The 24,165-nt window shown below is 72.5% G+C and carries 23 protein-coding genes; 17 read left to right on the top strand and 6 right to left on the bottom strand.

Annotated elements, in window-relative coordinates; all coding sequences use genetic code 11:
* Window positions 1-34 precede the first annotated feature (34 nt).
* The 15 genes from OG439_RS23370 (at window position 35) to OG439_RS23300 (ending at window position 17,698) form a co-directional block, all read left to right on the top strand.
* Window positions 35-538 carry a PPE domain-containing protein gene (locus tag OG439_RS23370; RefSeq protein ID WP_326951601.1) on the top strand — a complete coding sequence of 168 codons (504 nt, stop codon included), beginning with the start codon at window positions 35-37 and terminating at the stop codon, window positions 536-538.
* The gene (locus OG439_RS23365) at window positions 535-1,290 is read left to right on the top strand and encodes an ESX secretion-associated protein EspG (RefSeq protein WP_326951452.1); all 756 of its coding nucleotides are present in this window, start codon (window positions 535-537) and stop codon (window positions 1,288-1,290) included. Before OG439_RS23370 ends, OG439_RS23365 begins: the two co-directional genes overlap by 4 nt.
* A gap of 586 nt (window positions 1,291-1,876) precedes the next feature.
* The gene (gene mraZ, locus OG439_RS23360) at window positions 1,877-2,308 is read left to right on the top strand and encodes a division/cell wall cluster transcriptional repressor MraZ (protein WP_247054593.1); all 432 of its coding nucleotides are present in this window, start codon (window positions 1,877-1,879) and stop codon (window positions 2,306-2,308) included.
* A 227-nt stretch (window positions 2,309-2,535) separates the two neighbouring features.
* Window positions 2,536-3,489, top strand: a complete 954-nt coding sequence (gene rsmH, locus OG439_RS23355) for a 16S rRNA (cytosine(1402)-N(4))-methyltransferase RsmH (protein WP_326951451.1) — start codon at window positions 2,536-2,538, stop codon at window positions 3,487-3,489.
* Entirely contained in the window at window positions 3,486-4,232 is a 747-nt protein-coding gene (locus tag OG439_RS23350; RefSeq protein WP_326951450.1) for a hypothetical protein, read from the top strand. The genes rsmH and OG439_RS23350 overlap by 4 nt, the downstream gene beginning before the upstream one ends.
* Entirely contained in the window at window positions 4,232-6,157 is a 1,926-nt protein-coding gene (locus tag OG439_RS23345; RefSeq protein WP_326951449.1) for a peptidoglycan D,D-transpeptidase FtsI family protein, read from the top strand. Before OG439_RS23350 ends, OG439_RS23345 begins: the two co-directional genes overlap by 1 nt.
* A gap of 247 nt (window positions 6,158-6,404) precedes the next feature.
* Window positions 6,405-7,949 (top strand): UDP-N-acetylmuramoyl-L-alanyl-D-glutamate--2,6-diaminopimelate ligase, encoded by a 1,545-nt coding sequence (locus OG439_RS23340; protein ID WP_326951600.1) that lies wholly within the window; start codon window positions 6,405-6,407, stop codon window positions 7,947-7,949.
* The gene (locus OG439_RS23335) at window positions 7,946-9,451 is read left to right on the top strand and encodes a UDP-N-acetylmuramoyl-tripeptide--D-alanyl-D-alanine ligase (RefSeq protein WP_326951448.1); all 1,506 of its coding nucleotides are present in this window, start codon (window positions 7,946-7,948) and stop codon (window positions 9,449-9,451) included. The genes OG439_RS23340 and OG439_RS23335 overlap by 4 nt, the downstream gene beginning before the upstream one ends.
* The gene (gene mraY / locus OG439_RS23330) at window positions 9,448-10,524 is read left to right on the top strand and encodes a phospho-N-acetylmuramoyl-pentapeptide-transferase (protein WP_247054583.1); all 1,077 of its coding nucleotides are present in this window, start codon (window positions 9,448-9,450) and stop codon (window positions 10,522-10,524) included. The genes OG439_RS23335 and mraY overlap by 4 nt, the downstream gene beginning before the upstream one ends.
* A gap of 1 nt (window position 10,525) precedes the next feature.
* On the top strand, window positions 10,526-11,932 hold the full coding sequence (murD, locus tag OG439_RS23325) for a UDP-N-acetylmuramoyl-L-alanine--D-glutamate ligase (RefSeq protein ID WP_326951447.1): 1,407 nt from the start codon (window positions 10,526-10,528) through the stop codon (window positions 11,930-11,932).
* The gene (gene ftsW / locus OG439_RS23320) at window positions 11,919-13,424 is read left to right on the top strand and encodes a putative lipid II flippase FtsW (RefSeq protein ID WP_247054578.1); all 1,506 of its coding nucleotides are present in this window, start codon (window positions 11,919-11,921) and stop codon (window positions 13,422-13,424) included. The genes murD and ftsW overlap by 14 nt, the downstream gene beginning before the upstream one ends.
* Window positions 13,421-14,545, top strand: a complete 1,125-nt coding sequence (gene murG / locus OG439_RS23315; RefSeq protein WP_326951446.1) for an undecaprenyldiphospho-muramoylpentapeptide beta-N-acetylglucosaminyltransferase — start codon at window positions 13,421-13,423, stop codon at window positions 14,543-14,545. The genes ftsW and murG overlap by 4 nt, the downstream gene beginning before the upstream one ends.
* Window positions 14,538-15,935, top strand: coding sequence for a UDP-N-acetylmuramate--L-alanine ligase (murC, locus tag OG439_RS23310; protein WP_326951445.1), 1,398 nt, complete (start codon window positions 14,538-14,540; stop codon window positions 15,933-15,935). Before murG ends, murC begins: the two co-directional genes overlap by 8 nt.
* A 4-nt stretch (window positions 15,936-15,939) precedes the next feature.
* On the top strand, window positions 15,940-16,782 hold the full coding sequence (locus OG439_RS23305; protein WP_326951444.1) for a cell division protein FtsQ/DivIB: 843 nt from the start codon (window positions 15,940-15,942) through the stop codon (window positions 16,780-16,782).
* 91 nt (window positions 16,783-16,873) lie between these two features.
* Window positions 16,874-17,698 (top strand): NAD(P)H-binding protein, encoded by an 825-nt coding sequence (locus OG439_RS23300; protein WP_326951443.1) that lies wholly within the window; start codon window positions 16,874-16,876, stop codon window positions 17,696-17,698.
* Window positions 17,699-17,709: 11 nt separating this feature from the next.
* Here OG439_RS23300 and OG439_RS23295 read toward each other — a convergent pair whose 3' ends face one another.
* Window positions 17,710-18,693 carry a LuxR C-terminal-related transcriptional regulator gene (locus tag OG439_RS23295; protein WP_326951442.1) on the bottom strand — a complete coding sequence of 328 codons (984 nt, stop codon included), beginning with the start codon at window positions 18,691-18,693 and terminating at the stop codon, window positions 17,710-17,712.
* A 116-nt stretch (window positions 18,694-18,809) separates the two neighbouring features.
* Entirely contained in the window at window positions 18,810-19,985 is a 1,176-nt protein-coding gene (locus OG439_RS23290; protein ID WP_326951441.1) for an MFS transporter, read from the bottom strand.
* A gap of 65 nt (window positions 19,986-20,050) precedes the next feature.
* Between OG439_RS23290 and OG439_RS23285 the strand changes: the two genes are divergently transcribed.
* Entirely contained in the window at window positions 20,051-20,608 is a 558-nt protein-coding gene (locus tag OG439_RS23285; RefSeq protein ID WP_326951440.1) for a CGNR zinc finger domain-containing protein, read from the top strand.
* A 50-nt stretch (window positions 20,609-20,658) separates the two neighbouring features.
* Here OG439_RS23285 and OG439_RS23280 read toward each other — a convergent pair whose 3' ends face one another.
* Window positions 20,659-21,093 carry an OsmC family peroxiredoxin gene (locus OG439_RS23280; protein WP_326951439.1) on the bottom strand — a complete coding sequence of 145 codons (435 nt, stop codon included), beginning with the start codon at window positions 21,091-21,093 and terminating at the stop codon, window positions 20,659-20,661.
* On the bottom strand, window positions 21,080-21,538 hold the full coding sequence (locus OG439_RS23275) for a MarR family winged helix-turn-helix transcriptional regulator (RefSeq protein ID WP_326951438.1): 459 nt from the start codon (window positions 21,536-21,538) through the stop codon (window positions 21,080-21,082). Before OG439_RS23275 ends, OG439_RS23280 begins: the two co-directional genes overlap by 14 nt.
* 84 nt (window positions 21,539-21,622) lie before the next feature.
* Between OG439_RS23275 and OG439_RS23270 the strand changes: the two genes are divergently transcribed.
* Window positions 21,623-22,129 (top strand): DinB family protein, encoded by a 507-nt coding sequence (locus tag OG439_RS23270; protein WP_326951437.1) that lies wholly within the window; start codon window positions 21,623-21,625, stop codon window positions 22,127-22,129.
* Here OG439_RS23270 and OG439_RS23265 read toward each other — a convergent pair.
* The gene (locus tag OG439_RS23265) at window positions 22,116-22,892 is read right to left on the bottom strand and encodes a DUF1295 domain-containing protein (protein WP_326951436.1); all 777 of its coding nucleotides are present in this window, start codon (window positions 22,890-22,892) and stop codon (window positions 22,116-22,118) included. The two genes, OG439_RS23270 and OG439_RS23265, sit on opposite strands and share 14 nt — an antisense overlap.
* Window positions 22,892-24,163, bottom strand: a complete 1,272-nt coding sequence (locus tag OG439_RS23260; RefSeq protein ID WP_326951435.1) for a cyclopropane-fatty-acyl-phospholipid synthase family protein — start codon at window positions 24,161-24,163, stop codon at window positions 22,892-22,894. The genes OG439_RS23265 and OG439_RS23260 overlap by 1 nt, the downstream gene beginning before the upstream one ends.
* Window positions 24,164-24,165: the final 2 nt, after the last annotated feature.

The following is a 24,165-nucleotide window of genomic DNA, read 5'->3' as shown; positions in this document are numbered from 1 at the left end:
CGCCGCGCGGTACGAGTCCTACAGCCACGAGGCGATGGCCGCCGAGGTCGAGCGGGACAACGACCCGGTCGCCGCGGGCGAGGTGGGCGCCCGCTGGGACGGGCTCGCGAAGCGGCTGCACGAGTCGACCGCCGACTTGGCCGCGTTGATCGCCGGCACGCACGAGACCTGGCAGGGGCCGGGCGGTGACGCGGCGCGCGCTTCGCTCGGCCGGGCCGCGCAGTGGCTGTCGCACTCCGCCGCCGTGTCGGCGTCGGTCGGCACCGCGGTCGGCGCGCAGGCGGACGCGGCCGCGCGGGCCCGGGCCGACATGCCGCCGCCGGTGACCTACGACCCGGCGGCGATGATCCGCGACGCCGCCGGCGCCGGCAACATCCTCGTGCTGGCCGGGCTGGCCGACGAGATGGAGGCGCGCCGCGCCGAGGCGGAAGCCGCGCGGCAGAAGGCGATCGATGTCCTCCGGACCCGGGACACGGCCCTGCACGGGCACGTCCCGGCCGAGACGTTCGCGGCCCCGCCGGCGCTGGGGCAGGCTTGATCCGCGTCTCCGCGTCGGCGTTCGACATCCTCTGGACGGACCTCGGCCACGACCGGCCGCCGGAGCCGCTCGGCGTGCGCAGCGTCGGCGGCACCGACGAGGAGCGCGAAGGGGTCCGCAAGGCGGTCTACGAGAACCTCGCCGGGCGCGGGCTCTACGACGGGACCCGGCTGGAGCCCGCGCTGGCGCACCGGCTGGAGCTGCTCGCGGCGGGGGAGGTGTTCGTCGCCTGCGAAGCACTGGCCGACATGACGGCGGCGGTGCCGTTCCGCGCGGTGGCGGCGGTCCGCGGCCGCCGCGGCGTGCTGGCGACCCAGCCGGAGCAGACGATCAGCCTGGACGGCATCCGCGAAAGCGAGCTGTGCACGGCGATCGTCGACGTCCTGCCGGAGCTGACGGCGGGCCCGGGCTACGGCGTCAGCCTCGCCGCGGCCGCGCTCGCCACCGGCGTCGAAGACCCGGTGTTCGCCGAGCGCGGCGCGCGCTCGGCGGCGTCGTCGGCCCAGCTGCGGGAGGTGCTGGCGATCCAGGCCCGCCCGGTGTACGCGGCGGGCCAGTTCAGCGTCAGCCGCCGGGCCGCGTCGGGCCGGGTCGAGCGCACGGGCGGCTTGACGTGGTTCGACACCGACGTCGGCGCCTACTGCGCGACGAAGACCGCGGGCCGCGGCGGGCAGGAGTGGGTGACCGTCACCCCGGTCGACAGCGCCCGCCTCGCGTCCCGCGTCGCCGCCCTGCTCACCCCCGAAGCCTGACCCGGGTGCCCGAAGGGGCACGAACCGTGGCCGGACGGGCAGTCCCGGTGACCAAGCCCGGGACCCGCGTGATCGACGGCGGAAGTCACGTGACCGGAGCCGTGACTCGCGTGATCGAGGGCGGAACTCGCGAGTTACGGGTCCCGTCACGCGAATGGCGGCTGCAGTCACGCGAGTTCCGGGTTCCGTCACGTCGGTGTGCTGGTCACCCGGGTTCCCCGCTTCGCGCCACCCGCGTCCCCACCGGACCCCACCCGGATCCCCACCGCACCCCACCGGAGTCCCCACCCGGCCCCACGGCGGGTGGTACTGGTTCTTTCGCGGCCGTTATGCGGACGTTTCGGGGGCAGCTGAGGTTGCTTTGGTCCACCACCGCGGGGGATCTTGGCCACGGTGCCCCACCGCACCCCCCACTCACCCCCACCTTGCTGACCAGCGCAAACGGGAGACACGACGGAGTGAGACGCGGTTTTGTCGCGTTGACTGTGGTGAAAAGTGGGGTACGGTGGTGGCCAGTGGGGCGGAAGGGAAGCCCCGGAGCCGCAGCCAGTGGTCCGCCACCGGATGCGGTAGGGAGGTGGAGGCCGTGTTCCTCGGCACCCACACCCCGAAGCTGGACGACAAAGGGCGGCTCGCGCTGCCCGCGAAGTTCCGCGACGCCTTGGCCGGCGGGCTGATGCTCACGAAGGGGCAGGACCACTGTCTCTTCGTCTTCCCCCGCGCCGAGTTCGAGCAGATGGCGCGCAAGGTCGCCGAGGCCCCGTTCACGAACGAGGCCGTCCGGGCCTACCAGCGTTACCTGTTCGCCGGGACGGACGAGCAACGCCCTGACGGGCAGGGGCGCATCAGCATCGCGCCCGAGCTCCGCCGCTACGCGGGGCTCAGCAAGGAATGTGTGGTGATCGGGGCGATCACCAGGCTGGAGATCTGGGACGCCGAAGCGTGGCAGGGGTACCTGGAGGAACACGAAGACAGCTACGCGAAGGCTCGAGAGGAAGTACTGCCGGGCGTCTTCTAGGCGCGTGGTCGCGGTGCACCCACGTCGTCGGGGGACGGGGGTACGCCACCGCCCGCGCACCGTGGAGACGCCCACCCGGATGCCGTGAGGCCTCTGTCCGCTCAATGGCCCTGGTGCACCTTCCCCGGTACCAGGTCAGCAGCGGGCGGACAGGGACCTGACGGCATCCGCTGCATTTCCCCCCGAGTCGCCCACGGAAAACGGGCACCGAGAAAGGGGGAGGGGACATGACGGCACCCGAGCACGTCCCGGTGCTGCTCGATCGCATCGTCGAGCTGTTCGCTCCCGTGTTCGCCGACCGCGACGCGATCCTCGTGGACGCGACCGTCGGGCTCGGCGGGCACTCCGACGCCATCCTCGAAGCCTTCCCGCGCCTGCGGCTGGTCGCCCTGGACCGCGACCCCGCCGCGCTGGAGAAGTCCGCCGAACGCCTGGCCCGCCACGGCGACCGCGTCGACTTCGTGCACACGATCTACGACGAGCTGCCCGAGGCACTGGCCGGGCTGGGACTGTCCCGTGTGGACGGCATCCTGTTCGACCTCGGCGTCTCCTCGATGCAGCTGGACCGCGCCGAGCGCGGGTTCGCCTACTCGAAGGACGCGCCGCTCGACATGCGGATGGACCCGACGACCGGGTTCACCGCCGCCGACGTCCTCAACACCTACGCCCCCGGCGAGCTGATCCGGATCCTGCGCGACTACGGCGAGGAACGGTTCGCGCAGCGGATCGTCCGGTCGGTCGTGAACGCCCGCGAGAAGGAGCCGTTCACGATGAGCGGGCGCCTGGTCGAGCTGCTCTACGACGCCGTCCCGGCGGCGAGCAGGCGGACCGGCGGGCACCCGGCCAAGCGGACGTTCCAGGCGCTGCGGATCGAGGTCAACGGCGAGCTCGAAGTGCTGCGCCGGGCCATGCCCGCGGCGCTGCGCGCGCTCGCCGTCGGCGGCCGGATCGTCGTCGAGTCCTACCAGTCACTGGAAGACCGGCTGGTCAAGCAGGCACTGGCCGAGCTCGCGAAGTCCCGCACGCCGGAAGGACTTCCCGTGGAGCTGCCGGGGCACGGACCGGAGCTGAAGCTCCTGACCCGAGGGGCCGAAAAGGCCGGCGAAGAGGAGACCGAACACAACCCGCGCGCCGCTTCGGTGCGGTTGCGGGCCGCCGAGAGGATCGGAGAGCCGCGATGACCGCTCCCACGAAGCGCCGGGCCGGCGGGCCCGCGACGCGCAAGCGTGACAGTAGTGTCGCGCGCGGGACCACCGTCGAGGTGGAAACCGAGCCGAAGACCGACGAGCCGGGCCAGGCCGCGCCCCGGCGCGCGTCGCGCGGGCGGACGTCCGCGGCCGAGCGCGCCTACGCCCGCCGCGCCCAGCGCGCCGACCTGCTGAAGGAGCGCGAGCCCCGCACCGCGCCGAAGGCGAAGCCGGCGGAGCGCCGGGAGGACGTGCCCAAGCCCAAGCTGAAGCTCCGGCTGCCGAAGTCGCGGGCGTCGTTCGTGCTGCTCATGATGGCGCTGCTGGCCGCCGGCGTGGCGACCACGCTGTGGCTGACCACGCAGGCGATCGCCGACTCCTACCGCCTCGAGCAGCTGCGCACCACCAACTCGAACCTGGCGGAGACGAAGGAGCAGCTGCAGCGCGACGTCGCCAAGGCCGAGTCGCCCGCGTCGCTGGCCCCCGCCGCCCAGCAGCTGGGCATGGTGCCCGGTGGCGACCCGGCGCGGATCCTCGTCGGGCCCGACGGGAAGACGTCGCTGGTCGGCGAGCCCAAGAAGGCCAAGGCGGACACCCCGGCGGTGCCGGCCGCGCCGCCGGCCGCCCCCGCCGCGGGCACGCAGTCGCAGCAGGGCGCGCCGATCGAGGGTGACCAGCCCGCGGTGCCCGCCGAAGACCAGCCGGCGCCGCCGCCGGCCCAGCCCGGGGGTCAGTGATGGCCGCGAGCCGGGGCGGCCAGGCCCGGGCGCGCAACGCGGGCAGCGCGCGGCGGACCTACGCCGCCGGGACCCGGAGCGCGGCCGCGAGCCGGGGCAACGGCGGCCACCGCAGCCGGTTCTCCGCGGTGCGCCTCATCCTGGTCGCCGTGCTCGTCGTCGCGGGCGCGAAACTGGTGCAGGTGCAGTGGTTCGAGGCCGGCGAGCTGTCGCTGGCCGCGGAGAAGCAGCGCACCCAGACCATCGACATCCCGGCCCAGCGCGGGTCCATTGTGGACCGCAACGGCGCCAAGCTCGCGTTCAGCGTCGAGGTCCGCACGCTGTCGGTGAACCTCAAGGCGTTCCACAAGAGCATGGACGACCTGGCCGTGAAGACCCCCGGCACGAAGAAGACGTTCGACACCGAGACCGCCGCGGCCGCGAAGTACATCGCCGCGAAGGTGCCGAGCCAGCTCACCGAGCAGCAGCTGCTGGACCTGTTCCACAAGCAGGCGTCCTTCACCTACCTGGAGAACAACGTCGAGCCGTCGGTCGCCGCCGACATCGTCAAGCAGTTCCCCTGGATCGGCGTCGAGAAGCGCGCGCTGCGCGAGTACCCGGGCGGCAGCCTCGCCTCCAACATCGTCGGCGCCGCGAACTGGCGCTCCGACGACCCGGTCGTCTCCAAGCACAACCTGCACGGCCTGGTCGGGCTGGAACTGGTCCGCGACAACGACCTGGCGGGCACGCCGGGGCGGATGCTGGTCAACACCAAGAACGGCAGCGACAACGTCGTCATCCCGGGTACCGAGCGCGACCTGCAGGCCGCCGTCCCGGGGTCGGACCTCGAGCTGACCATCGACTCCGACCTGCAGTACGAGGTGCAGCGGCAGCTGACGGACTACGTCCAGCAGTCGCACGCCAAGGGCGGGCAGGCCGTGGTCATGGACGCGAAGACCGGCGAGGTCTACGCGCTGGCCAACGACAAGTCGTTCGACCCCAACGACCAGTCGACGTGGACGACCGACGACCTGGCCAACCCCGCGGTCACCACGCCGTTCGAACCCGGCTCGGTGAACAAGATCGTCACCGCCACCGGGGCGATCGAGTACGGCGTCGCGACGCCGGAGTCGACCACCGCGGTGCCCGGCGCGCTGCAGATCGCCGACAAGACGGTGCACGACGCCTGGACCCACGGCACGCAGAACTTCACCACCGCCGGGATCTTCGCCAAGTCGTCCAACATCGGGACGCTGCTGCTGGCGCAGAAGATCGGCCCGGACCGCTACTCGGACCTGCTCAAGAAGTTCGGGCTCGGCCAGCGCACCGGCGTCGGCCTGCCCGGCGAGAGCGCGGGTGTGGTGCCGGCGCAGAGCCAGTGGTCGGCGACCACGTTCGGCAACCTGCCGATCGGGCAGGGCCTGTCGATGACCGTGCTGCAGATGGCCGGGATGTACCAGGCGATCGCGAACGACGGCCTGCGCGTCGAACCGCGGATCGTCAAGGCGAAGGTGAACCCGGACGGCACCACGGTGCCCGAGCCGGCGCCGAAGTCGGTGCAGGTGGTTCCCGCGCCGACGGCGAAGACGGTGCGCGACATGATGCGCGCGGTCGCGCAGAACGGCAAGGGCCTGCAGAAGGGCACCGCGCCGACGGCGGCGGTCGAGGGGTACCAGATCTCCGGCAAGACCGGCACCGGCCAGCAGGTCGACCCGCGGACGAAGGCCTACAGCGACCACCTCTACAACATCACCTTCGCCGGCATCCTGCCCGCCGACCACCCGCGGTTCGTCGTCGGCATCCGGCTGGACGCGCCGGACACCACGCTGCCGGTGGGCCACTCCGCCGCGCCGCTGTTCCACACCATCGCCTCGTACCTGACGCAGCGGTTCCAGATCCCGCTGTCCGACGGCCCGGCGCCGGAGGTCCCGCTCATCGAACCGTGAGCCGAACCGTGAGCACGGTCCGTGAAAGCCCCCTCACCGCGGTGAGGGGGCTTTCCGTGCTCACCGTCCACATCGGCCCCGCGCGTGCGGGAAACTGTTGCGCCGCAAGAGGGTCTGCCGGCGCGTCTAGCACATGTGCCGGGCGCGCACGCAATCGCCGTACCGCGTGAGGGCCCCCGAACCGGCCGCCGGTAGCCTCTTGGCCGTGTCCGTGTCCTCGTCCAGTTCCCCGGTGCCGGAAAGCCCGGTGAAAGCGGTCCCCGCACCGCCGCGCCCGGCGCGCATCGTCCCGGTCCCGCTGGCGACGCTGCTCGCCAGGGCGGACGCCCGCCTGATCGCCGGCTCGCCCGACGCCGCCGACCTCACCGTCACCGGCACCACGCTGCGGGCCCAGCACGTGCTGCCCGGCGACCTGTTCGCCGCGCTGCCCGGCGCCCGCGCGCACGGCGCCGACTTCAGCGACCAGGCCGTCGCCGCCGGGGCCGTCGCGGTCCTCACCGACGCCGCGGGCGCCGAACGGCCCGCGCTGCGCGACGCCGGCGTCCCGATCCTCGTGCACGCCGACCCGCGCGCCGCCCTCGGCGAGATCGCCGCCTGGATCTACGGCGAGCCGTCGCTGCGGCTGTCCGTGCTCGGCGTCACCGGCACCTCCGGCAAGACCACGACGTCCTACCTGGTCGACGCCGGGCTCGAGGCCGCCGGGCTGACCACCGGCATGATCGGCACCGTCGAGACCCGGATCGCCGGCGAACGGCTGGTCAGCGGGTTCACCACGCCGGAGGCCCCGGACCTGCAGGCGCTGCTCGCGGTGATGCTGGAGCGCGGCGTGACGCACGTGGCGATGGAGGTCTCCAGCCACGCGCTCGCGCTCGGCCGGGCCAACGGCACCCGGTTCACCGTCGGCGCGTTCACCAACCTCTCCCAGGACCACCTGGACTTCCACAAGGACATGCAGGAGTACTTCGCCGCGAAGGCGCTGCTGTTCGACGGCCGCTCGACCACCGAGGTCGTCGTGGTCGACAGCGCGTGGGGACAGGCCCTGCTCACGCCGCAGACGGTCACCGTGACCACGGATCCCGGCACCGACGCCGCGTGGAAGGCCACCGACCTCGAAGCCACCCCGCACGGCGAGCAGACGTTCACCCTGCACGGCCCGGACGGCGTCAGCGCGCCCGCCCGGATCCCGCTGCCGGGCGAGTTCAACGTCGCCAACGCCGTGCTCGCCGCCGCGATCCTGAGCACCGCCGGGGTGAGCCTGGAACACATCGTCGCCGGGCTCGCCCGGGTGCAGGTGCCGGGCCGGATGGAGCGGGTGCACGTCGGCCAGGAGTTCACCGCCGTCGTCGACTACGCCCACAAGCCGGCCGCGGTCGCGCAGGGCCTGGACGCGCTGCGCGCCCGCACCGACGGCCGGATCATCACCGTGCTCGGCTGCGGCGGCGACCGGGACACCGCGAAGCGCCCGATGATGGGCGAGGCGGCGGCCCGCCGCAGCGACGTCCTGATCGTCACCGACGACAACCCGCGCTCCGAGGACCCCGCGGCCATCCGCGCGGCGATGCTGGCCGGCGCCCGCGGGGTCGGCCCGGCCGAGGGCGGCGAGATCGCCGAGATCGGCGACCGCCGCGAGGCCATCGCGCGCGCCGTCGCGCTCGCCGGCCCGGGCGACATCGTTTTCCTCGCCGGCAAGGGGCACGAGACCGGCCAGGAGGCCGGCGGCGTCGTGCACCCGTTCTCCGACCGCGACGAGCTGGCCGCGGCCATCCGCAACAAACTCGAGGTGAGTGTGTGATCGTGCTCAGCCTGGCCGAGATCGCCGACGTCGTCGGCGGCCGGCTGCACCGCGCCGACCCGGGCGCCCAGGTGACCGGCAGCGTGGAGTTCGACACCCGGAAGCTCGTCCCCGGCGGCCTGTTCGTCGCCCTGCCGGGGGAGAAGGTCGACGGCCACGACTTCGCGGCGAAGGCCGTCGAGTCCGGTGCCGTCGCCGTGCTGGCCGCCCGGGAGGTCGACGCGCCCGCGATCGTCGTGCCTCCATTGGGGGCGGGGGAGGCCCACGAGCGGTCGGTCGCGCTGACCGGCGACCAGGACGGCTCCGGCGCGGCGGTGCTGGGCGCGCTCGCGAAGCTCGCCCGCCACGTCGTGCAGCGCCTGGCCGAAGGGAACCTGACCGTCGTCGGCGTCACGGGCTCGTCGGGCAAGACGTCCACCAAGGACGTCATCGCGCAGCTGCTCGAGCCGCTCGGCCCGACCGTCGCGCCGCCCGGGTCGTTCAACAACGAGCTGGGCCACCCCTGGACCGCCCTGCGGGCCGACGCGAGCACCCGGCACCTGGTGCTGGAACTGTCCGCGCGCGGGCCGGGGCACATCGCCCACCTCGCCGAGATCGCCCCGCCGAAGATCGGCGTGGTGCTCAACGTCGGCTCCGCGCACGTCGGCGAGTTCGGCTCCCGCGAAGGCATCGCGAAGACCAAGGGCGAGCTGGTCGAGGCGCTGCCCGAAGACGGCGTCGCGGTCCTCAACCTGGACGACCCGCTGGTCGCGGCCATGGCGAGCCGGACGAAGGCCCGCGTGGTGTTCGTCGGCGAGACCGCGTCCGCCCACATCCGCGCGGAGCGCATCACCCTCGACGACGAGGCCCGCGCTTCCTTCCGGCTGGTCACCCCGGCCGGCGACGCCGACGTCACGCTCCCGCTGCACGGCGAGCACCACGTCGGCAACGCGCTGTCCGCCGCGGCGGTCGCCCTCGAACTGGGCGCGACCCCGGCGGCGATCGCCGCGGGGCTGTCGTCGCTCGAACGGCGGTCCGCGCGGCGCATGGAGGTCGTCACCCGCGCCGACGGCGTCACGGTCCTCAACGACTCCTTCAACGCCAACCCCGAGTCGATGCGGGCCGGCCTGAAGGCCCTGGCGGCGATGACGCGCGAGAGCGGCCGCCGGTCCTGGGCCGTGCTCGGCGTGATGGGCGAGCTCGGCGCGGACACGATCCCCGCGCACGACGAGATCGGCCGGCTCGTCGTGCGGCTCAACATCGCCAAGCTCGTCGTGATCGGACCCGAGGCGGCGGCCATGCACCAGGGGGCCACCCAGGAGGGCTCCTGGGGCGAGGAAGCGAAGCTGGTACCCGACGTCGAGGCCGCCGCCGCCCTGCTGCATGATCAGCTCCGTCCCGGGGACGTGGTGCTGGTCAAGGCCTCCAAAGCCGCCGGTCTCTGGCGGGTGGCCGAAGCTCTGCTCGACCCCGGGAACTCCCCCCAAGACAACCGAGAACGCTCGAACGGTGGTGACGCGTGATCAGCATCCTGATCGCGGCCGCTGCGGGCCTGCTGGTCTCCATCCTGCTCACGCCCTACCTGATCCGGGTCTTCTCCCGGCAGGGCTTCGGCCAGGAGATCCGCGAGGAAGGCCCCCAGGGACACAAGTCCAAGCGCGGTACCCCGACCATGGGCGGTGTCGCGATCATCATCGCGATGGTCGTCGGGTACTTCGCCGCGCACCTGATCAACTGGATGTTCAACGCCCGCAGCGGCGCGCCGACGGTCTCCGGGCTGCTCGTGCTGATGCTCGCGGTCGGCCTGGGCGTCGTCGGGTTCCTCGACGACTTCATCAAGATCCGCAAGCAGCGCAACCTCGGGCTGAACAAGACCGCGAAGCTGGTCGGCCAGCTCGTCGTCACCATCGCCTTCGCGGTCCTGGCCCTGAACTTCCCGAACGAGCAGGGCATCACGCCGGCGTCGGAGAGCCTCTCCTACGCCCGTGACCTCGCGCTGATCACCTTCCCGTCGGTGATCTTCGTGATCTTCTGCTACATCGTGATCTCCGGCTGGTCGAACGCGGTGAACTTCACCGACGGCCTCGACGGCCTGGCCGGCGGCGCGGCGGCGATGGTGCTGGCCACCTACGTGGTCATCTCGTTCTGGCAGGAGCGGCTCTCCTGCGCGAACGGCCCGGCGGCCGCCTGTTACGACGTCCGAGATCCACTCGACCTGGCGGTGGTCGCCGCGGCGGCGGCCGGCGCGTGCGTCGGGTTCCTCTGGTGGAACGCGGCCCCGGCGAAGATCTTCATGGGCGACACCGGCTCGCTGGCCCTCGGCGGCCTGGTCGCCGGGCTGTCGATGACCACCCGCACCGAGCTGCTCGCCATCGTCATCGGCGGCCTGTTCATGGTCGAGATGATCTCGGTGGTCGCGCAGATCGCGGTGTTCCGGACCACCCGGCGAAGACTGTTCCGGATGGCCCCCTTCCACCACCACTTCGAACTGGCCGGGTGGGCCGAAACCACGGTGATCATCCGGTTCTGGCTGTTGTCGGCGATCTGCTGCATGTTCGGCCTCGGCCTGTTCTACAGCGAGCAGCTCGGAGGCTGACGTGGAGATCGACGGTCGTCACGTCCTGGTCGCCGGTGCCGGTGTGACCGGCAAGTCGATCGTTCCCGTGCTGGTCGAGCTGGGCGCGCGCGTCACCGTCACGGACGGCAACGCCGAGCGCCTGGCCGAGCTCGAGGGCCTGGGCGCCGAGCTGGTGCCCGGGCTGACCGAGCCGCCGTCCGACGTCGTCCTCGTCGTCACCAGCCCCGGCTGGCGCCCGACGTCGCCGCTGCTGGTGGCCGCGGCCGAGGCGGGCGTCGAGGTGATCGGCGACGTCGAGCTGGCCTGGCGGGTCGGGCAGCTGCGCGAGCACCCGCCGTCGTGGCTGGTCGTCACCGGCACCAACGGCAAGACGACCACCGCGGGCATGCTCGAGTCGATCCTGCGGGCCGCCGGCGCCCACGCCGTGGCCTGCGGGAACATCGGCTACGCGGCGCTCGACGCCGTCCAGGCCGGGTACACCGTGCTGGCCGTGGAGCTGTCGAGCTTCCAGCTGCACTGGTCCTCGACCCTCGCCCCGGACGCCGCCGTCGTGCTGAACCTCGCCGAGGACCACATCGACTGGCACGGCTCGATGGGCGACTACGGCGCCGCCAAGGGCCGCGCGTACGCCAACGCCAAGGTCGTGGTGCACAACGCCGACGACGAGTGGTCGAAGCGGCTCGCCGGCGAGCACGCGCCCGAGAGCGCCCGCCGCGTCGCGTTCCGGCTGGACACGCCGTTCGCCGGCGAGCTCGGCCTGGTCGAGGACCTGCTGGTCGACCGCGCCTTCACCGCCGACCCGGCGGTCAGCGCCGAGGAGCTGGCCACGATCGCCGACGTCCGCCCGGCCGGCCCGCACAACGTCTCGAACGCGCTGGCCGCGGCCGCGCTGGCCCGCGCCCACGGCGTCACGTCCGACGCCGTGCTGAAGGGCCTGCGCGACTACCAGCCGGCGCCGCACCGGGCCGTCGAGGTCGCCGAGGTCGCCGGCATCCGGTACGTCAACGACTCGAAGGCGACCAACCCGCACGCGGCCGCCGGGTCGCTGCGCGCGCACGAGAGCATCGTGTGGATCGCCGGCGGCCAGCTCAAGGGCGCCTCGGTGGACGAACTGGTGAGCAGCATCGCAGGCCGCCTGCGCGGAGTTGTGCTACTCGGAGTGGATTCACCCGTGATCGCCGCCGCGGTTGCGCGACACGCGCCGGATGTCCCGGTGAACAGCCTCCATCCGGGTGACCATGAACCCATGACTGCGGCGGTGAGTGCGGCCAGCGCGATGGCCCGGCCAGGTGACGTGGTGCTGCTCGCACCCGCCGCGGCGTCGTTGGACATGTTCCGCAATTACGGTGAGCGCGGCGACGCGTTCGCCGCCGCGGTGCGCGTCCTCCACGACGACGCAGCGGGGGCGCCGAGTGACGGCAGTTGAGCAGGCCAAGAAGCGGCAGCCACCGCCGAAGCGGCCGCGCCGGGAGCGCAAGGAGAGCGGCTTCGTCGTCTTCCGGACCGCGCTGACCGCGTGGCTCTCGCGCCCGCTGGCGTCCTTCCACCTCGTGCTCGCCCTCACCGGCGTGCTCACCGTGATCGGCATCGTCATGGTGCTCTCGGCGTCGTCGGTCGGCTCGTACGACCCGAAGACCGGCAGCGGCGTGTACGCGCTGTTCACCAAGCACCTGGTCTTCGTCGCGCTCGGCGGTGTCGTGTTCTGGGTGGGCATGCGGGTCAAGCTCGAGCGGATCCGGCGGATGTCGGCCACCGCCACGGTCGTCTGCCTCGGCCTGCTGGTCCTGGTGCTGACCCCGCTGGGCTCGACCGTGAACGGCTCGCAGGGCTGGTTCCGGATCGGCGACTTCACCTTCCAGCCGGTCGAGGCCGCGAAGGTCGCGCTCGCGTTCTGGGGCGCGCACATCCTGGTGATCAAGTACAACGTGATCCACCAGTGGCGGCACCTGCTGGTGCCCGTGGTGCCGATCGCGCTGCTGATGTTCGCCCTGGTCATGCTGCAGCCCGACCTCGGCGGCACGGTCACCCTCGCCGTGGTGCTGCTGGCCCTGCTGTGGTTCGCCGGCGCGCCGAAACGGCTGTTCGGCGTCATCCTCGCGGGCGGCCTGGCCGGCGTCCTCGTGCTGGCGCTGATCGCGCCCTACCGCCTCGCGCGCGTCATGTCGTTCCTCTCGCCGGACCCCGACACCAGCGCCGCCGGCTTCCAGGCCAACCAGGCCAAGCTCGCGCTCGCCGACGGCGGGTTCCTCGGCAAGGGGCTCGGCCAGGGCGCGTCCAACTGGGGCTACCTGCCGAACGTGCAGAACGACTTCATCTTCGCCCTGATCGGCGAGGAGCTCGGGCTGGTCGGCTGCGTCGTCGTGCTCGCCCTGTTCGGCGGGGTCGCCGTCGTGGGCCTGCGGATCGCCACCCGCAACATCGACCCGTGGATCCGGATCGTCTCCGGCACGCTGACCGTGTTCCTCGTGGCGCAGGCCGGCATCAACATCGGCTACGTCGTCGGCCTGCTGCCGGTCACCGGCGTCACGCTGCCGCTGATCTCCTACGGCGGCACCTCGCTGGTGATCACCATGCTCATCATGGGCGTGCTCGCGAACGCCGCCCGGCACGAACCGGAGGCGGTGGCCGCGCTGCGGACACAGGGGCCGGGTAAATTCGGACGTCTGCTGCGGCTGCCCGCGCCCGACCCGTACCGCCCGCCCGCCACGCGCAAGGGGGCGGCGCGCGCCGGGGCGAAGGCGGCCAGGCCCGCGCCCCGTGCGGCGCGGCCCGCCCCGGCGCAGGAACGGCGCAAGTCGGTCCGCGAGCCGGTGCGCCGCAGCGCGGCACGGACGAGCACGGCCACGTCTCGCGGGGCCGCGCGGACAACAGCGAGCCGTGGTACCCGGAGTACCGCGAACCGGAGAGGTCATTGGTGAGTAAGCCCGTCAAGGGAACCGAGCGAGCCGCCGCGGGCAGGGCGCCCGTGGTCGTGGTCGCCGGTGGTGGCACCGCAGGACACATCGAACCCGCCCTCGCCCTGGCCGACGCCGTCATGCGGCTGCGCCCGGACGCGACGGTCGTCGCGCTCGGCACCGAGCGCGGCCTGGAGAACAAGCTCGTCCCGGCCCGCGGGTACACCCTCGAGCTGATCCCGCCGGTCCCGCTGCCCCGCAAGCCCACGCCGGAGCTGCTGCGGCTGCCCCTGAAGGTCCGCGACTCGGTGCGCAAGACCCGCGAGGTGCTGGAGCGGGTCGGCGCGGACGTCGTCGTCGGCTTCGGCGGGTACGTCGCCCTCCCGGCCTACCTGGCCGCGCGCGGGCGCACCCCGATCGTCGTGCACGAGGCCAACCAGTCGCCGGGCCTGGCCAACAAGGTCGGCGCGCGGTTCGCCGCGCGCGTCGCGGTCGCCGTCCCCGGCACGCCGCTGCCCAAGGCCGAGGTCGTCGGGATCCCGCTGCGGCGGTCGATCACCTCCCTCGACCGCGCCGCGCTGCGCGCCGAAGCCCGCGAGTACTTCGGGCTGGACCCGGACGCGCCGACGCTGCTGGTGTTCGGCGGTTCGCAGGGCGCGCAGTCGATCAACAGCGCGGTGTCCGGCGCGGCGAAGGAGCTGGCCGACGCCGGCATCGGCGTGCTGCACGCGCACGGCCCGAAGAACACTCTGGTCGTGCAGGAGTTCCCGGGGAAGCCGGCGTACGTGCCGGTGCCCTACCTGGAGCGGATGGACCTGGCCTACGCGGCGGCCGACGTCGCCGTGTGCCGCTCGGGCGCGATGACCGTCGCCGAGGTGACGGCGGTCGGGCTGCCCGCGGTGTTCGTCCCGCTGCCGCACGGCAACGGCGAGCAGGCGACCAACGCCCGCCCCGCCGTCACGGCCGGCGCGGCGCTGATGGTCGAGGACGCCGACCTCACCGCGGCGAAGATCGCCGAGCTGGTCGTCCCGCTGACCGTCGACGCCGACCGGGTCGCCAAGATGGGCGCCGCCGCGGTCGGCATGGGCCACCGCGAGGCCGACGAGCTGCTCGCCAAGATCGTCCTGGAGGCCGCAGGTGCCTGAGCTCCCCGAAGAACTGCGTCGCGCGCACCTGATCGGGATCGGCGGTGCCGGCATGTCCGGGATCGCGCGGATCCTGCTGGCCCGCGGGGCTTTCGTGTCCGGTTCGGACGCCAAGGAGTCGCGCGCGCTGCTGTCGCTGCGGGCCCAGGGCGCCGAGCTGTTCATCGGCCAGGCCGCGTCGAACCTCGACGAGCTGGCCGAACGGCCGTCCGCGGTCGTCGTCTCGACGGCGATCAAGGAGACCAACCCCGAGCTGGCCGCGGCCCGCGCCGCCGGCATCCCGGTGCTGCACCGGGCGCAGGCGCTGGCCGGGCTGATGGAAGGCCACCGCGTCGCCTGCATCGCGGGCACGCACGGCAAGACGTCGACGACGTCGATGCTCACCGTGGCGCTGCAGCACTGCCGGCTCGACCCGTCGTTCGCCATCGGCGGCGACCTCAACGAGTCCGGCGCCAACGCCCACCACGGCGAGGGCGGCGTCTTCGTCGCCGAGGCCGACGAGAGCGACGGCTCGTTCCTGACCTACTCGCCGTCGGTCGCCGTCGTGACCAACGTCGAGCCGGACCACCTGGACCACCACGGCACCGCCGAGGCCTACACCAAGGTGTTCACCGAGTTCGTCGGCCGGATCGTGCCGGGCGGGCTGCTGATCGTCTGCGGTGACGACGCCGCGGCCGACGAGCTGGGCGACCAGGCCGCGGAGCTGGGCGTCCGCGTCCGGCGCTACGGCCGCACGGTCACCGGCGAGGGCGACGCCCGCATCCTCGACTACACGCCGGCCCCGGACGGCGGCGTCGTCCGCCTGGATCTGGACGGTGCGGAGCTGTCCGTCCGGGTCGCGGTGCCGGGGGAGCACATGGCGCTCAACGCGGTCGCCGCGCTGCTCGCCGGGCTGGAGCTGGGCGCCCCCGCGGCCGAACTGGCCGACGGGCTCGCCGCGTTCGGCGGCGTGCGCCGCCGGTTCGAGTTCAAGGGCCGCTCCGGCGACGTCCGCGTCTACGACGACTACGCCCACCACCCGACCGAGGTGGCCGCGCAGCTGCGCGCGGTGCGGACCGCGGCCGGGACAGGCCGGGTCGTCGTCGTGTTCCAGCCGCACCTGTACTCGCGGACCAAGCTGTTCTCGGCGGAGTTCGCTTCGGCTTTGTCCCTGGCGGACGAAGTGGTCGTGCTGGACGTCTACGGCGCGCGCGAAGAGCCGGAGCCGGGTGTCAACGGCGCGCTGATCGCGGACGCCGTGACGGTGCCGGTGCACTACGAGCCCGCGTTCGACGTCGCGGCCGAACTGGTCGCCGGGCTGGTGAAGGGCCACGACCTCGTCGTCACCATGGGCGCCGGCGACGTCACGCAGCTGGGCCCGGAGATCCTCGCCGAGCTGGACAAGCGCTGACGCCATGAGTTCGACCAGCCAGCGCCGCCGTCCGTCCGAAGAGGACGAGCGGGATCGCGCTGCCCTGGCCCGGGAGCGGCGCGGCCGGCGGTCCGAAGAGGAACGCCGCCGGACCCGCGCCGCCTCCACGCGGCCGCAGGCCCGGGCCCGCGCCACCCGCCCGAACCGGCGCGTCGAGATCCGGCGCCGCTGGGTCGCGCTGCTGAGCGTGCTGACGTTGGTCGCGCTGGTCTACCTGCTGTTCTTCAGCTCGATGCTCGGCGCGAAGGACGTCTCGGTGACGGGCTCGCGCACGGTGACGGCCGACCAGATCCGCGCGATGGCGGCGGTCCCGCTCGACAAGCCCCTGCTGCGGCTGAGCACCGACGAGATCCGCGACCGGGTGGCGGGCATGCCGGGCATCGCCACGGTCGAGGTGTCGCGCTCGTGGCCGAACACGGTCGACATCACGGTGACCGAGCGCACGGCGATCGCGTTCTTCGACAGCGGCCCGGGCGGCGACGGCGTCCACCTGGTCGACGGCGGCGGAGTCGTCTTCAAGACTGTCCCGGCCCGCCCGGCGGGCCTGCCGGAACTGAAGCTGCCCAAGGTCTCGGCGGACGACCCGGTGACCCGGGCGGTGACGGCGGTCCTGGGCGTGATCCCGGAGCAGCTGCTGAAGCAGGTGACAACGGCGACGGCCAAGACCCCGGCGAGCGTGGAGTTCACGCTGTCGAGCGGCAAGATCGTCCGCTGGGGGACCGCGGAGCAGACGGACCGCAAGGCCAAGGTCCTGGCGGCGCTGCTCACCCAAGAGGGCAAGGTCTACGACGTCGCGGCACCCGAGCTGCCGACGATCACGTCCTGATTTCCGCTCGACCTCTTCCCCGAAACTCATGTGCCCTGAGTTCTCGTATGCCGTACGATTTCGTACGGCATACGAGAACGAGGAGGGCATCATGACGATCCTGGTGACCGGCGCGACCGGCAGCGTCGGGCGGCTGGTCGTGGACGAGCTGCTGGCGGCCGGTGCGGACGTGCGCGCGCTGACCGTCGATCCCGGGCGGGCTGCCCTCCCGGAGGAGGCCGAGGTGGTCGTCGGCTCCTTGGCCAGGCCGGACGAGCTGCCGCTGAAGGGCGTCGACGCCGTGTACCTGGCTCCGATGGCTCGGACCGTGCGGCGGTTCTGCGAGCTGGCGGCCGGCGCGGGCATCGAGCGGGTCGTCGCGCTGTCCGGCAGCAGCATCGGCGATGGGCACGCGGCTTCCAGCGGCAACGCCTACGCCGCCGCCGAAGCGGCGGTCGAGCAGGCCGGGTTCGCGCGGACCTTCCTGCGGCCCGGGTCCTTCATGAACAACACCCTCGACTGGGCCGGCATGGTGCGCGGGAGCGAGGTCGCCATGGCCTACGGCGATTCGACGCAGACGCCGATCGACCTCGGTGACATCGCCGCGGTCGCCGCGCGTGTGCTGACCACCGACGGGCACGTCGGCGCCACCTATGTCCTCAGTGGACCCGAGGCGATCAGCCTGCGCCGGCAGGTCGCGACGCTCGAAGCCGTGCTGGGCAGGGAGATCCGGTTCCGCGAGCTGACTCCCGGCGAGCAACGCGCGCGGTGGCTCGGCTTCGGCGTCCCGGAAGAGGTCGCCGACTGGCTGCTGACCGGCTTCGAAGCGACCACGCGCACCCCGGAGGTGCCGACCGGCGTCGTCGAAGAACTGCTGGGGCGCCCGGGAACGACCTACGCGGAATGGGTCGCCGCGCGCCGGGAGCACTTCGCCTGACGGAAACCCGCTCAGATCCAGCCGCGTTCCTTGGCCAGCAACGCGGTCTGGAACCGGTTGGCCGCACCGAGTTTGGCCATCACGTCGGCGACGTGCTTGCGGAACGTCCGCACCGACACGCCCATCTCGCGCGCGCCGAGCTCGTCCTTGTCCGCTTGGCAGAGGATCGCCAGCACCTGCTTCTCGGTGGTGCTCAGGCCGGCGCGCGCGGTCGGGTCGGCGGCGCCCACCGGCGTCGCCTGCCGCCAGACGCGTTCGAACAAGCTCACCATGGTCGCCACCTGCCCCGGCTGCGACACGACGACGGCGCCGCGCTTGCTGTCCTTGACGTCGATCGGGGCGACGAAGACCGCGCGGTCGAACAGGATCAGCCGTTCGAGCCGGCCGCCTTCGGCCGTGCGGACCTCGGCGCCGTGCGCGCACAGGTCGAGCAGGTAGGACCGGGTCCGCTCGTCGTCGAGGATCTCGGCTCGCACCACCGTGCGCATCCGGACGCCGCGGCGCAGGCAGCGCAGGTCGAGCGGCCGCGCGGCCGAGATCGTCTCGGGGCTCCACGGCCCGCTCGGCTGCAGGTCCATGATTTCCCTGCGGGCGAAGAAGGCCAGCTCGTCGAGCTTCTCCCGGACGCGGTCGAGACCCTGGACGTGCTGGACGTCCGGCCGGGTCCCGCGGGGCGCGGCGGCGGTGAAGTCCTCGCACAGCGGGCCGATCCGGCTCCGGCACGCGTCGAGCCGGCCGACCTGGTCCCGCAGCCGGGCGATCTCGAGCGAGATCAGGTTCTCCAGGGCGATCGCCGGGTCGAGCCCCTCGAACGTCTGCGCGTCGACCTGCCGGACCAGCCCGAGCCGGACGAGCTCGCGGACGATCCCGGCGGTTTCCGCGCGGTCGAGGTGCAGGGCTTCGGCGAGACCGGCGGCGGTCATCGTCTTGTCCCGCAGGCAATGGCGGTACGCGCGCTCGGCGGTGGCGTCGAGCCCGAGGTCCGCGAGGGTCATGGATCGCTCCCCTGGGTAGCAGCCCAAGGGCGTACGGTAGCAGTTTCGCGATACCCGGACAGCGGCCATGCGCTGACAAGAACGGGGGAAATTCGCCGGGCTGCGGTGACTTTGCGTCAGCGCCGGGTGCGGGTCATCCCGGCGAGGGCGAGCAGCGGCAGCACCCCGGCGAACACGGCGACCGCCGTCCAGCCGCCGAGGTGGTAGGCGATCGAGCCGGCCTGCGAACCGATGGCGCCGCCGACGAAGAACGTCGCCAGGTAGATGCTGTTGATCCGGGCACGCGCCGACGGGTCGAGCTGGTAGATCGTGTGCTGGCCGACGACCAGGGTGGCCTGCACCGCCGCGTCGATCGCGATCGCGGCGATGGCCAGCAGGACGACGCTGTGCGCGCCGAGCCCGGCGACCGCGAACGCGGCTGCGCACACGATGAACGCGATCGTGGTGAGCCGGGCGCCGTGCCCGTGGTCGGCCCAGCGCCCGGCGAGCGGGGCGATCAGCGCGCCACCGGCACCGGCGAGGGCGAAGAGGCCGACGCCCAGCTGGGAGTAGTTGAACGGCGGGGCGGTCAGCACGAACGCGATCGTCGTCCAGAAGGCGCTGAACGCGCCGTACATCGCCGACTGGAAGAGCGCGCGGTGGCGCAGCGCGGGGTGTTTCCGCACCATCGCCAGGGTCGATCGGATCAGCTGCCCGTAGCCGACGTCGGTCTTGGGCGCCCGCTTCGGCAGGCTGAACCGCAGCACGACGGCGAGCACGGCCATCGCCACGGCGGAGATGAGGAACACCACGCGCCAGCTGGTGACCTCCGCGAGCAGGCTGGCGATCACGCGCGAGAGCAGGATGCCGAACACGAGCCCGCTCACCACGCGTCCGACGATCCGCCCGCGGATGGCGTCGGGGGCCAGGTCGGCGGCGAACGGGATGAGGATCTGCACGACCACCGACGTCGCCCCGACGAGCAGGGAAGCCAGCAGCAGCACGGCGAACCCGGGTGCGAAGCCGGTGCCGACGAGCCCCGCGCAGGTGACGGCGAGCAGCGACGAGACGAGCGTGCGGTTCTCCAGCCGGTCGCCGAGCGGGACGAGCAGGAGCATGCCCGCGGCGTACCCGATCTGCGTTGCGGTGACGATCCCGCCGGCGGCGGCCTCGCCGACCCCGAAGGTGTGCCGCAGCTCGGCGAGCAGCGGCTGGGCGTAGTACAGGTTGGCGACCGTCAGTCCACAGGAGACGGCCAGCAACAGCACCAGCCAGCCGGGCGGTGCTTCCTGCTGCGGCTTCGTCTCGGTCATCGTCACCCCTCGGGAACCGGTTTGATCGGTTCCCGGACGGTACCAGTCAAACCGGTTCCCGAGGTATGGTGACGTGCATGACAGAGCGGTTCCGGTCGGGCGCGGGCAGGTTGTGCCTCGATTTCGTGCGCACGCTGCGGTATCGAGGCACGTCGGATGCTACGGAGGAGCTGCCGGACGGCGCTTCCTTGCGTGCGTGGATCGAGGAGTTCGGCAAGTTCGGAGAGGCCGTCGTGCCGGAGGAGTCGGTCCGCGACGCCCGGGTGCTGCGCGAGGCGATCCACGAGCTGGTCTCGGACGGCGCCGCATCGTGCCGCCCGGCGACCCGTCAGCGCCTGAACCGCTTCGCGGCGGCACCGGTCCCGGCGCCGGCGCTGACCCCGTCGGGCGAACTCCGCTGGCGCGCCGGGGATCCCGCGTCGGCGATGCTCGCGGTGCTGGCCCGCGACGCCCTGGACCTGGTGACCTCCCCGGCGTTCGACCGGATCCGCCACTGCGCGGGCGCGCGGTGCGGAGCGCTGTTCCTGGACACGTCGAGGCCGGGAACGCGCCGGTGGTGCTCGATGGACGTCTGCGGGAACCAGGCGAAGAAGTCGACTTATCGAGCCAAAGCCGCCCACTGACGGCGAACGGCCGCCCCGCCGGAGCGGGACGGCCGTTGCGCTGGGAAACCTCAGACGAGTGCCGCGTCCAGGGTGATCGTCGTGCCCGCGAGGGCCTTCGACACCGGGCACGTCTTCTCCGCCGTCTCCGCGTACTCCGCGAACTTCTCCGCGCTCACGCCGGGCAGGGCCGCGCGCAGCGTGATCGCGATGCCGCTGATCTCGAAGCCGCCGCCGGCGGCCGGGCCGAGGGTGACCTCCGCGCTGACGTCGATCGAGTCCGCCGTCAGCTGCTCGGCCTCCAGCACGCCCGACAGGTTCATCGCGAGGCACGACGAGTGCGCCGCGGCGATGAGCTCTTCGGGGCTCGTCTGGCCGTCCGGGTTGCCCGCGCGGGTCGGGAACGAGACGGAGAACGTGCCGGCGTTGGACGAGTCCAGCGTGACCTCGCCCTTCCCCTTCTGCAGTCCGCCGGTCCAGTGGGTGGTCGCGTCACGGCTGGGCATGGGTGCCTCCAGGTGGGTACGCGGCGGCCGACTCCGTCAGCCGCCGCAGGGTTTCGATCAGCTGTCGCCGCTCGGTGTCGTCGAGGCCCAGTGCGCAGCCGATGGCCGGGGGGACGCCGGTGGCGCGCTCGCGCATCGACCGGCCCTCCTCGGTCAGGCCGACCACCACGGTGCGTTCGTCGGCGGGCCGCCGCGTCCGCGTCACCAGTCCGTTGGCCTCGAGTCGTTTGAGCAGCGGGGAAAGCGTGCCGTAGTCCAGGTGCAGCCGTTCGCCGATCTCCTTGACCGGCCGGTCGCCGGACTCCCACAGCACCAGCAGCACCAGGTACTGCGGGTACGTGAGGCCCAGCTCGCCGAGCAGGGGACGGTACGTGTCCGTCACGGCCCGGGACGCCGCGTACAGCGCGAAGCAGGCTTGCTCGTCCAACGAGAACTCATCCGGCACGGCCGCAAACCTAGCCCACGATTACATCGTGCGCAAGGTATTTGGCCCGCGGAAATGTCGGACCCTTCTGGCAGAGTCCCGGCCATGACCGAACGACCGGACCGCCCGAAGATCCCGCTCACCGGCGGCGAGCGGGAGATCCTCACCAGCCTGCTCGACTACCACCGCGCCACCGTCGCCTGGAAGAGCGGCGGGCTGAGCCTCGAGCAGGCCCGGCGGGTCCACCTGCCGAGCGAGCTGACGACCGTCGCCGGGCTGCTCGCGCACCTCACGCTCAACGAGTGGTACTGGTTCGCCGTGGTCGTCGACGGCGAACCGGACACCTGGGAGGAGAAGCTGGAGCAGGACCCGGACGCGGAGTTCCGGGTCGCGCCCGAAGCGACGGTGGAGCAGCTGCTCGCCGACTACGAAACCCAGTGCGTCCGCAGCCGCGAGATCGTCGCGAAGCACGACCTCGCGGACGAGGTGACCTACAAGGACGAGACGTTCAACGTCCGCTGGGTCGTCGCGCACATGATCGAGGAGACGGCCCGGCACGTCGGCCACCTCGACGTGCTGCGCGAGCTGACCGACGGGCTCACGGGGGAGTGACGCGCTTGGGGGGCAGGGGGAAGAACCCGCTGGTGCGCTCGACGTAGTGCGCGTACGCCGGGCGCGTGCGGGCCATTCCCTTCTCCAGCAACGGTTTCCCCGTACCGCGGGCCAGGGTGTAGGTCATCGCGATCGGCGAGAGGATCGTCAGCGCGCCCGGCCACGTCGAGCACGCGAGGAGATAGAGGCCCCACCAGACGCACGCGTCGCCGAAGTAGTTCGGATGCCGCGTGTAGCGCCAGAGCCCGGTGTCGAGCACCTTGCCCTTGTTGCCGGGGTCGGCCTTGAAGCGGCGCAGCTGGTCGTCGCCGACCGTCTCGAAGCCGAACCCGACCAGCCACACGGCGACGCCGAGCCAGCCCAGCACGCCGATGCCCGTGCCGTACTGCGCGAACTGCACCGGCAGCGACACGAAGTACAGCACCACGGCCTGCACCAGGTACACACGCAGGAACATCTTCGCCGGCGAAGCGTGCTTGGCCATCCGCACGTACCGCGGGTCCTCCGGCAGCTTGTGGTTGCGCAGGTGCAGGTGCGCCGAGAGGCGCACGCCCCACACGACGGTCAGCGCCGTCACCACCAGCCGCAGCGACAGCGGCCCGTCGCCGAACGGGAACGCGGCCAGCGCGACGATCGCGAAGCCGAGCCCCCAGAACGTGTCGATCGTGTCGTAGCGCTTGCGCGCCCGCGCGATCCCGAAGGTCACCACCACCGCCACGACCGTGACGCCGGCGGTGACCAGCAACGTGCCGCCCAGGGGCATCAGTTCCACTCCCGGGTCGCCGGCATGCCGCTGACGCCGTTGACGTCCGGTCGCACGCTCAGGATCTGGTCCACACCCATCCGGTTCTCCTCGAACGCCAGCGCCCCGCCCACCAGGTACAGGCGCCACACCCGCGCGCCGGACTCCCCGATGAGCGCGACGACGTCGGCCCAGTTCTCCTCCAGGGTGTCGGCCCAGGCCCGTACCGTCCAGACGTAGTGCTCGCGCATCGCGTGGACGTCACGCACCTCGAGCCCGGCGGTTTCGAGGTGTTCGACGGTCCGGCCGACCGGGCGCATGGTCATGTCGGGCGCGATGTAGCGCTCGATGAACGCGCCGCCGCCGGGGGCGACGTTCCCGCGGGACATCTGCTGGATCAGCACGCGCCCGCCGGGCTTGACCATCTTGTGCAGCGTCGCGGCGTAGGTCGGGTAGTTGACCTCCCCGACGTGCTCGCCCATCTCGATCGACGCCACCGCGTCGAACGGCGCGTCCGGCAGTTCGCGGTAGTCCTGGCGCCGGACCTCGACGCGGTCCTCGAGGTCGTGCTGGGCGAGGCGGCCGCGGATGTGCTGCAGCTGCTCGGCCGAGAGCGTGATGCCGACGGCGTGCACGCCGTGGTGCTTGGCCGCGTGGACCAGCAGCGAGCCCCAGCCGCAGCCGACGTCGAGCAGCCGCATGCCCGGGCGCAGGCCCAGCTTGCGGCAGATCATCTCCAGTTTGTCCGACTGCGCCTCCGCCAGGCCGTAGCCCGGCTCGTCGGAGGTGAAGTACGCGCTGGAGTAGGCCATCGAGTCGTCCAGCAGCAGCTGGTAAAAGGCGTTGCCCAGGTCGTAGTGGTGGGCGATGGCGGACTTGTCGCGCAGCAGGCTGTGCAGCTTCCCGGACAGCCGGGCCTCTTCGACGGGCGGCTTCGGGGGCAGGCCGATGACGCCGAGCGCACCGGCGAGCTTGGCGGCCTCCGCCCACTCGCGCGGGCCCAGCTTCACCCGCTTGAGCTCACCCGCGCGGGTGAGGGACCAGATGCGGCGGAAGCCGTCGGCGAGATCGCCTTCGACGTCGAGGTCACCGGTGACGTAGGCGCGGGCGAGACCCAGCTCACCCGGCGCGAAGAGCAGGTGGCGGAGGGCGCGGCGGTTGCGCAGCACCACGGTGGGCGCGTCCACTGGTCCGGCGCGGGTTCCGTCCCACGTCCGGAGGCCGATGGGGAGCTGCCCGCCGAGGAGCTTTTCGGCGAACGAGGCGAGGCGGTGCGCGGTGCTGTTCGGCATGT

The sequence above is a fragment of the Amycolatopsis sp. NBC_01307 genome (assembly GCF_035975215.1).
Lineage (GTDB): Bacteria > Actinomycetota > Actinomycetes > Mycobacteriales > Pseudonocardiaceae > Amycolatopsis.
The sequence above is the reverse complement of the archived record's forward strand: the minus strand, read 5'-3'. Positions and strand labels throughout refer to the sequence as shown.